Source organism: Halalkalibacter urbisdiaboli (assembly GCF_002156385.1).
Taxonomy (GTDB): Bacteria; Bacillota; Bacilli; order Bacillales; family Bacillaceae_D; genus Halalkalibacter_A; species Halalkalibacter_A urbisdiaboli.
The window spans coordinates 18997-31463 of the sequence record NZ_MVJM01000002.1; the positions used below are offsets into that span (position 1 = coordinate 18997).

Consider the following 12467-nt stretch of genomic DNA (forward strand, 5'->3'; position numbering starts at 1 on the left):
ACCTAAAAAGGGCACCATTTTTGGCCGCCCTTTGATTTCATTATTCAAAAAGGAATTTTATAATTGTAACATTCAATATCTTTTTTAAAAATGTCTTCCACTAATCCGACAGCTTCTTTATCATAAAAACTTTTATATGTTGGTAATTGTTTTTCTAACTTTTTAAATTTCGTATCTGCAAAATTCCCTGTTAAATTCATTAGTGATGTTCGGTGATGTTTAGATTTCGTTATTAAACTTAAAGGCGATGCTTCCAACCCATAATACTCTTCAATTTCTTGAATATGCTCATCGAAATTTTCTAGATAAATATACTTATCAACAATAAGCTCTTCCCCCTCAATATATTGCTGAGCTAGATGACCATTCAACACCTCTACATTCGTGCCAGTATTCTTCAAATAATATAAAAAGTCTTTAAATGAAATTCCTTCCTCACTATGACGATTTTTATAAACCAACTCCCTTATATCTTCCCATTCCTTTTTATATCTATCTTTATCTTGCAATAAAGTAAAAAAGGAGCTTATGACTCGTTTATAAGGATTTCGCACAAGCTTAATTACATCCTTCTCCTTATTTAACAATTGGTTAAAAACATCTTCCCGATACTCTTTTTTCTTTTTATATACATCAAATTCATACTTGTGAATCCATGGGTGATACTTAATTGCTTGATCAAGCTCTCCTATCTGATAAAAAAACCATTTAACAAGAGAGGTACATCCACTTTTTTCACTCCACAACAGGATAATTGGCATATTTTTATGGTAATGAGGAGTTCTATATTTCACAATGTTATCTAATTGTTCTTTATTTGTTTTTTTACATTCCTCCGAAAATCGAAGTGGATTTAACATTTTTCCAACAGAATTTTTTAATTGATTATACAAAGTCAATGATGATCGCCTCCCTTTTCATTAATACTCAAATTTACGCTCTACGTTCGTTTATTTTGACTATATCCATATGCTTTAAAATCATTTTGATACAATGTTTTTACTAACTCTACCGTCTCTTGGTTATAAAAACTGTCGTAACTTGGTATTGTTTCTCGGAGCGATGCTCGTGTAAATTTTTTTTCAACTATCTCTCCGCTCTCTTTCATTTTCGTAGAATGATGATGAGGTGATTTGGTAATTCGATTTAGAGGAGAAGTTTTTAAATGAAACTGTTTTTCGATTTTTCTAATTGATTGGTTAAAGTGTTCAAGATAGATATATTCTTGAATAAGGTTTTCTTCTCCTTTGATATATTGTTCAGCAAAATGCGGGTTAATAGATTTGATATCCACTCCAACTTCTTTTAAACCATACAGAAACTGTTTAAAGGATAATCCTTCATTTATTTCTACTCCTATTTCGCTCTTTAATTGTGGATTGCTAATAGTATGCAAGAAAGAGCTTACTGCTCTGGTGTATGGGTTACGAACAAGTTTGTAGCTAGCTTTCGTTGAGTTAAGCATATGCTTTTCCAGTTTTTCTTTATAGTTTTGCTGTTGGAGAAAAATTTTCCCTCGATATTTATGAATCCAAGGGTGATAAGCTTCAGCTTCTTCTAACAATCCGATTTGGAAAAAGAACCACTTTGTTAACGAAGTACATCCACTTTTAGGACTCCAATATAGAATTAATGGAAAATCATTATGATATAAAGGCAGTTTCACCTTCAAAAATTCTTTTACATTCATACTTACTTATCTCCTCTCATCACAAAGGATCATCCACCACTAATATCAAGATAATAACTTCCTTTTCCTTGATAACTGTACACGACAATTAAATAATCCCCAGTAAACCTCGGTAAAAAGGATAGCTTTTCTTGGCGCTCATTGGAATATGAAGAGGCTACTAAATTTCGGTTTGGATTATAAACATAAACATCGAAATCTGCATCTTCATTCTCTAAAAGAAGGGTTAATGCAACCGGGTAATTAAGATTGCTAACTTGATACTCTAACAATTGATAATCATCGGTGGACTTAAGGTATCCTTCTTGTGTAAAATGATTTGGACGATTTTGAGGGGGATGGCCAGATAAGTTTCCTGCTTCACTAATGGCTTGGTATGCTTGTAGTCGGCCTGCTCCATAATCGATATCCTTGCCTAAATCTCCCCAATCTTCTGAAGTTCTTATAAGAATTTGTTTTATTTGTTGGGGAGTTAATGAAGGATTCGCATTTAACATCAACGCAATAGTCCCTGCAATAAATGGTGCAGCCATACTCGTACCGCTTTGAGTAATGTATTCACTAATTGTATTAGCTTTTGCTGCTGTAATTAAATAGCCAGGGGCCACTATGTCGGGTTTGATACGTTCATCAAGAGTGGGACCACGTGATGAGAATCTGTTTAGAAAATACCCTCCCTCCTTTACATCTGCCATTGATCCAACTGTAATCGCTCTTGCTGCTGCCCCTGGAGTCCCAATCGTGTATTTGTCTGGACCTTCATTACCTGCCGCAACTGCAAAGACGATTCCTTGACGTGTTGCTCGATTTACAGCTAGTGATAAAGCATCCCGACCATCCGATGCCGTTTGGGATCCGAAACTTAAATTAGCAACTCTTATATTGAATGTCTCTTTGTTTGCTACAATCCAGTCGATTCCAGAGAGAATTTGGCTCATGGAACCTGATCCGTTAGCATCTAGGATTTTAACTCCAACTAGTGAAGCTTTCGGAGCGACACCACTTAAACGAGTATTTCCATCTCCAGTCCCTGCGATAATACTTGAAACATGCGTACCGTGTCCGTTATCATCATATGGCTGGGTTCTGTTATTTATAAAATCACTCCACCCTATCACCTTATTTTCATCTAAATCAATATGCTGATTATCAATTCCTGTATCTAAAACGGCAACAGTTATTCCTGATCCATCAACATTGAAATTTCGATGAGCTTTATTAACACCGAACCAAGCAGTAGAACTATTAAGATTTATTTTAATCGTAATATCTTCCTCTATATACGTAATATCTTTATGCTTACTAAGAGCCTGAATTTGTTTTTTCGTTAATCTCGCTGAGAAGGCATCAATTGTTTCAAAAACTAAGTCAGCTTTATAATCATCACCTATAATTGCTTGAAATGTTGAGAGATTTTTTTTGCAATGTGGTTTAATATGAATAATTACTTGATGAACCTCATCATTTTTCCCTTTTGTTAATATTTCTGCAAATGAGCTCTGAACCTTAGATTTTTTCTGTTTCGGAGGTATATTACTAGAATGACGTTTACTCATTGGTTTGTTCTTCTTGTAATATCCTGAAGATACAAGTTTTTCAATAAACTGATTGTTCTTTTTATCTTTCATTTTATCCCCCCTGACTGAGTTGCTATGATATATTATGAAAATGCTCGTCATATTGAGTGGACTTGTATTCTAATACAAATAAACATTCTAAATGGCAACCAAGAATTGCCTTTTAGAATGTTTGACGATTTTACCAATTGTGATTTTCTTCATAACCCAACTGAATTAAAAAATCCCCTGCAATTGCTTTAAACGCTTCCTTATGCTGTTTTGAAAACTCATTTTTCCATGAACCTATTTTACCTTTTCTAAACGTGCCTGATTCTTTAGGTTTAATACTATTGAACATGACCTCCATGATCTCATCCTTAGACATTCGCAGTATTTTTAAATCATTCCACAAGTAATTGACGATTTTTAATAAAGCCTGCTCTCTTGATTGTTCATTCTTCATCAACTCTTCAAAAGTCACGCATAAAACATTTGATGCACCTAACCACCCATATCTTGATTGAGTAAATTCCAAGATATTCGGCCATTTTATACCGTTTGAAGAATATCCTTTAATGACGACCATTAATCTTTCCTCATCGGTTTGAAATTTTGTTAATATTGGATGAAGGGGATGCTTTCCAAACCTATTCTCCAATGCAAAATGATATAGGGATACAGCAATATCACGTAAATCTCTACTAATAAAAATGGTTCTTATTCCTAAGTTATTTAAACGGTCAGCGACCTCCTTTGAATAAGGAAGGTGAGCAGGGGTAACCGTTCCACTATCAAACTTTATTAATTCATCAAGATTTTGCTCATAAACCCAGCTAGGGGCTATTTTCATTCCTTGTATCCCTAACAAAATCTGAATTAATAAATGGGTACCACTTTTCGGAACGGAATTGACTAAAATTTTCGGCATAGAATTCGGTTGTGTTTTCTCCATTGTCGATAACACTCCTTTTACCAATTGAGGTGTTCCTCATAGCCTAATTTTATTAAGAAATCCCCTGCAACTTGCTTAAAGGACTCCTTGTTTTTCTGTGAAAACTCTTGTTTCCAGTTTCCAATTTCTCCTTTACGATAGGTCCAAGCTTTCTTCGGATTAATGTTTTTTTCAATTGAAGTGTACAATTCCTCTTTTGTCATTCCTATTTGCTTGAGATCATCCCATAAATAATTAATTATTTTGTTTAAAGCTGCTGTTTTTGTTTCTTTTGATTTAATAAAATCCTCATACCTTACAACACAAGCACCAGGGGCATGTACCCATTCATAAATCATCTTAAATTCTTGATAAAGTCCCGGATGTGGGTTGAAACTGTCCTGTTTTTGGATTTCTTCATTAACAAATTGTGTCCCTTGAATTAACGCCTCTAGCTGTTCCTCTTGTGTTAATAAATGAGAGTTAAACGTAGAACGTAATGGATGAGAAGGTAGCTTACCTAAAATAAAATACCTCATTGAAACGATAATGTCGCGAAGATCTCTGTAAATAAAAACATGTTTAATATTTTTTTCTTCTAGTTTCTTTGAAAATGTCTCGTCATAATCAATATGACTTGTGACAAATTCTCCATTTCTTAAATTTAACACCTTCTCACGATTTCCCTTATAATAAAATTCATACTGTTCATTAAACATTCCAGGAATACCATTTATAATTTGTACCAATAAGTTCGTCCCGCTTTTCGGCACTGAATTAATTAAAACCTTTGGAAGCTCCATCCCTATCACTCCTTATCTCCTAAAAGGCTTGTAAGTTTGCTTGTTTTATATAATTCTCCTAGTACAGGCTCATTACTAACAGAATCTACTCGAACTTGAACTTGGCCAGACTTCTCCTGAATCGAAACAAAATCGATAGTTGATTGCGGATTTAAAAATTGTCTGATCAAAAGAACCATACTATACAGAATATATCCTGTTACAGGAAATCTCCCTTCCCCACAAACTAGTGTATATGGGGTATTTACTGCTTTTAAACCTGCTTTAATGGCCTCATTAATCGTTAATCCTGGTAGCTTACTATATTTAATGCGAGGATCAAGGATATTTTTGAATGCTTCAATTTCAGTAGAACCTTCAGAGATATCAATAATCATCAACTCATAATTACTGTAGCTTTGTTCCAAAACTGACTCAAGCTTATTTACTACATCCTCTGTAGCTTTACTTACCGGAAACAAAATTGTCACTTCTGGTGGTATATTCCGTCTTTGTCTAGTTTTATACTTCGCTAGTTGCATAGCATGACGATAGCGTCGGTGCTCTGATTGAGAATTTTGAAGTTTTGCTGAAATGCTAAGTGGTGAATTTTTACGATATTCCATTAACACAGATGGGACAAATTTAATATCACAATAATCTGTTAAACGTAGCCAATAATCGTAATCCTCTACTGGCTCTAGCTCATAGTCGCCTGCTTTTACTGCATATTCCTTTCGATACATAAACGAAACACCTATGAAGCATGCATCCAACAAATTTTCCTTCGGCTGTTCCTGATATTTTTTGAAGTTTTCAAGTACGACATCATAAATACGATCACCTTTTTCATCAATATGAATAAAGCTAGAATACACAAGTCCTACGTCTTGTGGACTTTGCGCTAAAGCATTTCGTAATTTTTCAATAAATTGCGGGTAATAGATGTTATCACTTGAAACCCACGTAAAATACTTCACGTCCTTTTTTTTCTTTAGAAGTTCAAAGCCGAAATTTAAAGCTGCTGCTACTCCTCGATTTACTTTTTTAATTATGATTCTGACACGAGGATCATTTTTTGTTTCTTCTTTAATTACATTTATTGTGTCATCTGGAGCACCATCAACGACTATAACTAACCGAAAATCTACATAGCTTTGATTTAAAACAGACCGTAGTGCAGTCTGAAGATAAACCGGATCCTGCTTGTAAACCGGCATAACGATACCTACATCTGCCACACTTCACACCTCCAGCTCTTTTAATTGTTACGAAGTAGTTAAAGATTCTATTAATCTTTTTAGCTTCTTTTTATACTTTCTTTGCACCATTTTCTTTTCATATATTATTTTCGAATTATATTGATTTGTGGACATTTGATTGTGAACACGATAGTAAACAAGTGATTCATCTAGATGGTAAAAATGAAAATTCCCCATGATTCTTAACCAATAATCATAGTCATTTGCGAACCTAAGTGTTTCATCAAATAATCCAACTTCGGTTAAGACTCGTTTGCTCAGTAGAATAGTTGAGCCATTTACTACACACTCTCGCTGCATCCTTTTATAAAAGGTTAATGGGGCAAAGGTTTTTCCTATTTTCCCACTTATCACTTCATTAAGAGCATTTATAAATGTAAAAGAGGTATAACATACATCCCCTCCTACCTGTTTTAATAGTGCTAGTTGTTTTTCAATTTTTTCAGGAACAAACTCGTCATCTGAACTAAGCCATGCGATATAATCTCCAGTTGCTTTCTGAATTCCTTTATTTAAAGCACTAGCTGTACCACCATTTTTTTTCTCAATTAATTTTATTTTTTTTTGAAAGGGATGAAGCTTCCACTTGAATTTTGTGGAACCATCATCCACAACGATAATTTCAATATTTTGATGTGTTTGATTTAATACACTGTTAATTGCTTTATCTACATACTGACAATTAAAAAAAGGTATAACGACCGTAACTTTATCCATATTGTCACCTTTTAAGTTGTTCTGAACGAAAGAAATTTAAACTGTCCTGTACCGAATCGTTAAAGGAAATCCTAGGTTTCCAACCAAGTTCACTTATTTTTTTCGTATTTATCCTTACGGGGTCACCTTTCTTACTATTATCTTGGTAGTCAACTTGAACCACAATCGGTGTTAATTGCTTTAACGTGTCTATTAACTCTTTCAATGTCCTACTATTCCCTGATGCAATGTCATAAACTTCACCTTTACTGCCTTTCTCAAATAGAAAACCATATGCGTCTACCGCATCTCTCACGTCTAGGAAGTCCCTTTCTGCATTTGGGTTTGAGACTTGTAATGGCTCTTTTGAATTTCCTTGTTCCATTTTTGCGATTTTTTCAGCAAATAATCCACATACACCGTTCGAGCGGCCCGGCCCTATTAAATTTGACGGTTTTACAATTGTAATATCAAGTGAGAATAGTTTTTCCCACGAACGTGATATGACTATTTGCATTGTTTTTGTTAAACTATAAGGATGAGGCAATGCATGTAATTTGGATAAATCACTTTGGAGAGCAGACCCGACAATCACTATTTTTGTAGCTGGGTGATGTTTTCTTAGAGCTTCTAATAAATATAAGGTAGAAAAAGTATTAATTTCGAACGACTCAATCGGATTTTCCCATGAAGCCTTTACTTCGTTTTGTCCAGCTAGGTGGAGGAGATAGTGGGGTTTTATATCTTTTATGACAGTTTCAATCGCTTCCTTATCTGATAAGTCACATCTAATTTCATGAACGTCCTTTGTCTCAATTTTCCCATTGTTAACGACTCCATAAACCTCCATACCCATTGTTTTGAAGTACTCACACGCATGTTGACCCGTAAAACCTGAAGCGCCTGTTATTAACATACGTTTAGTGCCCATCAGGCTTCACCCATTCCTTCATCTCAACCAATTGCTCTTGATAAGAAGGAGTTGAATAATCGAAATCCGTTCTCGTATTTTTTAACGTCCGATCAAGCTTTATTTCATCATCTGGTTCAATGACTACATCCGTTTTGTGAAATACCGACTGTATTTGTTTCAATAATTCATATTTTGATATTTTATCATGCGTACATAAATGATATAATCCAGTGATATTTTGTTCGATAAATTGCTCAATCGCCTTTGCTAGCTCCAAAGTAGTAACACCGTTCCATAATACATTTCGATATCCCTTAATCTTTCCGGATTGTTTCATAAACCATAAAAATAACCCTATTCCGTCATCTTTTAATTCTGGACCAATAATAGACGTTCTAATAGTTAAATGTCGGTCACTTTTTACTTCTCCAAGTTCCTTCGTTTTTGCATACATAGTCGTTCCATCAGGTAGATCGTTTTCCTTATAGTTTCCTTCTTTTCCAGAAAACACACAATCTGTACTAATTTGAATTAGTTTTCCACCGTAGTGTTCAAGTAGATTCGCGGTTTGATGAGGTAATACCCCGTTAACTAAAATTGATTGTTCACTATTTTCATTTGCTGCTTTATTTAAAATTCCGATGGCATTAATAACGATATCTGGTTTAAGCTCCTCAATGACATTTCGAACATTTTCTTGATTCCTAACATCAAGAAAAATCGCATCAACATCATTTCGGTCTCTTGACGTATAGTAAACGTTATACTTTGTTTTTTTTTCTAAATACTGCTTTAACATGTGACCAGCCATGCCTTTACCACCGAGAATTAAAATATCCATTATATAAAGCCTCCCTTCTGAAGCATCTTTTTAATTTCATCCATAGACATGAGGGATTGGCTTGAATTATAGTTTTCCATATTTACAAGCTCATACTTTGAGTAATGCTCTTGTAAGCCATCGATATAAATGGCAGGGAGAATAACAAAATACTCTTTATCATAGTGAACGGCGTATTGGCTTTCATACTCTGTAAATAAAATTTCATGCAATTTTTCACCAGGACGTACACCTAGTTCTTCAATTTCAACATTCTTTTTTCCCGAAGCCTCTATTAATACATGAGCTAAGTCTAGAATTTTACACGTAGGCATTTTCATGACAAAGATTTCCCCACCATAGCTCTCATACGTTGCTTTGAATAAAAGTTTAATTGCATCTTGAATCGTTAAAAAGAATCGCGTCATTTGTTTGTCTGTAATACCAATTTTTGAATCTCTTTCAATTTGACTTTTAAAGACATGTATAACACTCCCATTTGTTCCTAGTACGTTTCCACCCCTTACGCAAACGAATCGCGTTTTTGTCGGAAGTGAATTTGCGTGAATAATTAACCGTTCTCCTAATGCCTTTGTAAACCCATAAAAATTTGATGGATTTGCCGCTTTGTCAGTCGAAATATAAATCACTTTTTTTACTTTATTTTCAATCGCCGCTTCAATCACATTTTGTGTTCCTGTTACATTCGTTTTTAAAGCCTCATACGGCTGTTCTTCACATACTGGCACATGCTTTAGGGCTGCAAGATGAAAAATATAGTCAGAACCTCTACTTGCTTCTACTAAAGCCTCTTTATCTCTCACATCACCAATAACAAACTGTAACCGTTTATTATTGAGAAATGCCCGATTCATCGCCACTTGATTTGACTCATTTCTTGTAAAAATAATCACAGCTTTCGGCTGCTGTTGAAGAAGTTGGCTTACTAACTCATACCCCCAAGATCCTGTTCCACCAGTAACTAGAATTTTTTTATCCTTGAACAAAATCTGCACCTCCTAAAATAAATTTAATGACTTTATCAGAAACATTTAAATCGGAATACCCTTCTGGACAAGACCAATTTGCACTCTGATTAACCATGACATCCACACTCCGTACGATATTCTCTCTATCTAATCCAGAAACAATATTGCTTCCACATTCAACTGTCTCAGGTCTTTCAGTTGTTTTTCGAACTGTTACAGTTGGAATATGAAAAAGACAACACTCCTCTTGAACGGTTCCACTATCTGTTAACACACAAAACGCATGTTTCTCTAGCTTTACAAAGTCAAAAAATCCAAATGGTTCATGAAATTCGACTAGTTCATGTCTTTGAAAATTCTTTAAATTTGTGTTCAGTTTAGTTTTTGTTCTTGGATGAATACTGCATATTAGTCTTTTGTTATATTTTTCTGCAATAGAATTTAACCCACTTAATATTTCAACCAAATGTATGGAATTATCGACATTTTCTGCTCGGTGAATTGTAACTAAGAAGTAATCTTTTTCTTTCACTCTTAAGTTATCTAACACGTTACTTTTATTGATCTGTTCTTCATAGTTCATTAGTACTTCATAAATCGGATTACCTGAAACAAAGATTCGATTTTGCTCCATGCCTTCTTTAATTAGATTTTCCTTACTCCTTTTTGTATAGGGCAAATTATAGGTTGAAACTGTATCGATCACATGTCTATTTACTTCCTCAGGTACATCCCAATCAAAGCATCGGTTACCAGCTTCCATATGAATGACTGGAATTCCCATTCTTCTTGCTAAAACAGAGCTTAGTCCACTATTGGTATCACCTAACACAAGGAGTTTGTCTGGTTTTTCTTTTTTAAAAATCTCTTCTAATTCTTTAAACATCGTAGACAGTTGTTCCCCAAGTGTTTGCTGTCTTGTTGATAGAACATAGTCTGGTTTACGAACGTTTAACTGTTCAAAAAAAATGTCACTTAAGCTTTTCGTGAAATTTTGACCAGTATGGACGATAATATGGTCAGAATATCGGTCAAGTTTTTCAATAATTAAACTGAGACGAATGATTTCAGGTCTCGTTCCTAATACGGTTAAAACTTTCATAGTCCCCTCCTTTATTTAAAGGAAAACTTTCCTCCAAACTAGTATGTGCGAGGAAAGTTTCTCTGCTTGTATAGTTGACCATAAAATTGAAAATCTAATTAAATTTTCAAGAGAATCAGTTTCTCTTGTTCGCTACACTATATGTTTATAGTTGAAATGTGTATAGACAAAATTATCAATCATAGAAACTTAATCTAAGATGGGCAACATAGTCTGTGTAAACATATTGTCAATTGAATACATAGTTTATAAAAAATGAACTATTTAAGTCATTAAAAGAAAGGGATGGTGACTGTATTTTGAAAATACTATTCACATTTTATATGGCGAATGGTGGGGTTGTAACATTAAACCAACAAAGGTTTGAGGCATTACAGAGTGAGGATCTCGATTGCCATTTTTTGTATTTAATGAAAGGGCCTGCTCTAAAAAACATGACTGCCCCAAATACGTTTGCAACAAACAAGGATCATGAAATTCAAGAATTAATTGAAAAAGAAAAGTATGATCTCATTGTTGTCACACTTGACTATATATTCGTTTCTCGATTACGCGGGTTAGGATATAAAGGGAAAATCATCTACGATGTTCAAGGGTTTGGAACAAATATTAACGAACTATTAACCAATGCAAGGGAACAAATCCCAACTGAAGTAATCGGGATTTTATCTCCAAATACTCCTTATTTAAAAAATCTAATCGAGCACACCTTTCCTATGTTAAAAACGTTTTACTTTCATAATTGTATAAATCCTCATACCTTTTCTTTTCATGAAACTGCTAAATATCATAAGAAAATTATCGGGTGGGTCGGTCGAATTGATCAAAATAAGAATTGGAAGTATTTCTTAGAAATTGGTGCGGAGGTTACTAAAAGAGATCCGACAGTTGAATTATGGATGTTTGAAGATCCTCGATCATCAATCCCTAAACAAAGGAAACAATTTAAAAAATGGGTTAATGATTTAAAGTTAGAAAAGAAGTTAAAGCTATATTCCAATGTTCCCCACAGAAAAATGGCAAATTACTATTCAATCATTGGAGAATCAGGTGGTTTTCTTTGTTCTACTTCAAAAAGAGAAGGTTTTGGATACGTAGTGCTTGAAGCAATGTGTTGTCGCTGTCCAGTTTTATGTACAGATTCAGGTGGAGTTAAAAGCTTTGTCTTTCATAATAAAACCGGTAAAATGATTCCACTAAAAAATCTTCCATTAGCAGTTAACGAGGCTGTACATCTTTTATCAGACGAGAAGCTACGCAATGAGTTAAAGACAAATGCATTGAATTATATTAATAAGCACTTTACACCGGAACAGTATAGACAAAATTTCCTATCAATGATGAAATCAATCGGGTTCTAAAATTGTACTTTATACCAGATTAAAATACCTAGTAATGATTATAGGTAGATGAAAAATTTAAAAATGTTTTAATTTTTTTTTTCAAAATTGTATAGTAGTCTACTCATTTTCGCTATTGTTGAATATAAAAATCTTAGAAAGGATAATTACTCCTTTCTATTTTTCTTAGAAGGAGGGATTAACAATATGGCTCATACTAGATTGCATGAGTGTCGTCAAAAAGTAAATGAAGTTCCCCAAAAAATTGAAGAATGTCGTACTTTTCGCGCCGAAGTACGAGAAGATCTTCGACAATGTCGTGCAGCTTTAAGAGAATGTCGTGAACAAAGATAATTTATTCAAATAAACTTTCTAGAAAGGAG

At 34.1% G+C, this 12467-nt stretch carries 13 protein-coding genes; 2 read left to right on the top strand and 11 right to left on the bottom strand.

Going from position 1 to position 12467, the window contains the following annotated elements:
• Positions 1 to 44: 44 nt before the first annotated feature.
• The 11 genes from B1R93_RS07990 to wecB form a co-directional block, all read right to left on the bottom strand.
• Entirely contained in the window at positions 45 to 899 is an 855-nt protein-coding gene (locus B1R93_RS07990) for a sulfotransferase family 2 domain-containing protein (RefSeq protein WP_245308240.1), read from the bottom strand.
• Between the two features lie 41 nt (positions 900 to 940).
• A complete protein-coding gene (locus B1R93_RS07995; RefSeq protein ID WP_088103460.1) occupies positions 941 to 1690 on the bottom strand; it encodes a sulfotransferase family 2 domain-containing protein in 750 nt (249 codons plus the stop codon).
• A gap of 29 nt (positions 1691 to 1719) precedes the next feature.
• Positions 1720 to 3318 (bottom strand): S8 family serine peptidase, encoded by a 1599-nt coding sequence (locus tag B1R93_RS08000; protein WP_165763765.1) that lies wholly within the window; start codon positions 3316 to 3318, stop codon positions 1720 to 1722.
• Positions 3319 to 3448: 130 nt separating this feature from the next.
• Entirely contained in the window at positions 3449 to 4201 is a 753-nt protein-coding gene (locus B1R93_RS08005; protein WP_088103462.1) for a sulfotransferase domain-containing protein, read from the bottom strand.
• A gap of 17 nt (positions 4202 to 4218) precedes the next feature.
• Positions 4219 to 4983, bottom strand: a complete 765-nt coding sequence (locus B1R93_RS08010; RefSeq protein WP_088103463.1) for a sulfotransferase domain-containing protein — start codon at positions 4981 to 4983, stop codon at positions 4219 to 4221.
• 5 nt (positions 4984 to 4988) lie between these two features.
• Entirely contained in the window at positions 4989 to 6203 is a 1215-nt protein-coding gene (locus tag B1R93_RS08015) for a glycosyltransferase family 2 protein (RefSeq protein ID WP_088103464.1), read from the bottom strand.
• Positions 6204 to 6230: 27 nt separating this feature from the next.
• A complete protein-coding gene (locus tag B1R93_RS08020) occupies positions 6231 to 6941 on the bottom strand; it encodes a glycosyltransferase (RefSeq protein ID WP_088103465.1) in 711 nt (236 codons plus the stop codon).
• A gap of 4 nt (positions 6942 to 6945) precedes the next feature.
• Positions 6946 to 7851, bottom strand: coding sequence for an NAD-dependent epimerase/dehydratase family protein (locus B1R93_RS08025; protein WP_088103466.1), 906 nt, complete (start codon positions 7849 to 7851; stop codon positions 6946 to 6948).
• Positions 7841 to 8674, bottom strand: a complete 834-nt coding sequence (locus tag B1R93_RS08030; protein ID WP_088103467.1) for an SDR family oxidoreductase — start codon at positions 8672 to 8674, stop codon at positions 7841 to 7843. The genes B1R93_RS08025 and B1R93_RS08030 overlap by 11 nt, the downstream gene beginning before the upstream one ends.
• Positions 8674 to 9660, bottom strand: a complete 987-nt coding sequence (locus B1R93_RS08035) for a polysaccharide biosynthesis protein (RefSeq protein WP_088103468.1) — start codon at positions 9658 to 9660, stop codon at positions 8674 to 8676. Before B1R93_RS08035 ends, B1R93_RS08030 begins: the two co-directional genes overlap by 1 nt.
• The gene (wecB, locus tag B1R93_RS08040; protein WP_088103469.1) at positions 9647 to 10744 is read right to left on the bottom strand and encodes a non-hydrolyzing UDP-N-acetylglucosamine 2-epimerase; all 1098 of its coding nucleotides are present in this window, start codon (positions 10742 to 10744) and stop codon (positions 9647 to 9649) included. The genes B1R93_RS08035 and wecB overlap by 14 nt, the downstream gene beginning before the upstream one ends.
• Positions 10745 to 11043: 299 nt before the next feature.
• Here wecB and B1R93_RS08045 point away from each other — a divergent pair, with 299 nt between their 5' ends.
• Positions 11044 to 12105 (top strand): glycosyltransferase family 4 protein, encoded by a 1062-nt coding sequence (locus B1R93_RS08045; RefSeq protein ID WP_088103470.1) that lies wholly within the window; start codon positions 11044 to 11046, stop codon positions 12103 to 12105.
• 186 nt (positions 12106 to 12291) lie between these two features.
• Positions 12292 to 12438 carry a hypothetical protein gene (locus B1R93_RS22955; protein WP_165763766.1) on the top strand — a complete coding sequence of 49 codons (147 nt, stop codon included), beginning with the start codon at positions 12292 to 12294 and terminating at the stop codon, positions 12436 to 12438.
• The last annotated feature ends 29 nt before the right edge of the window (positions 12439 to 12467 follow it).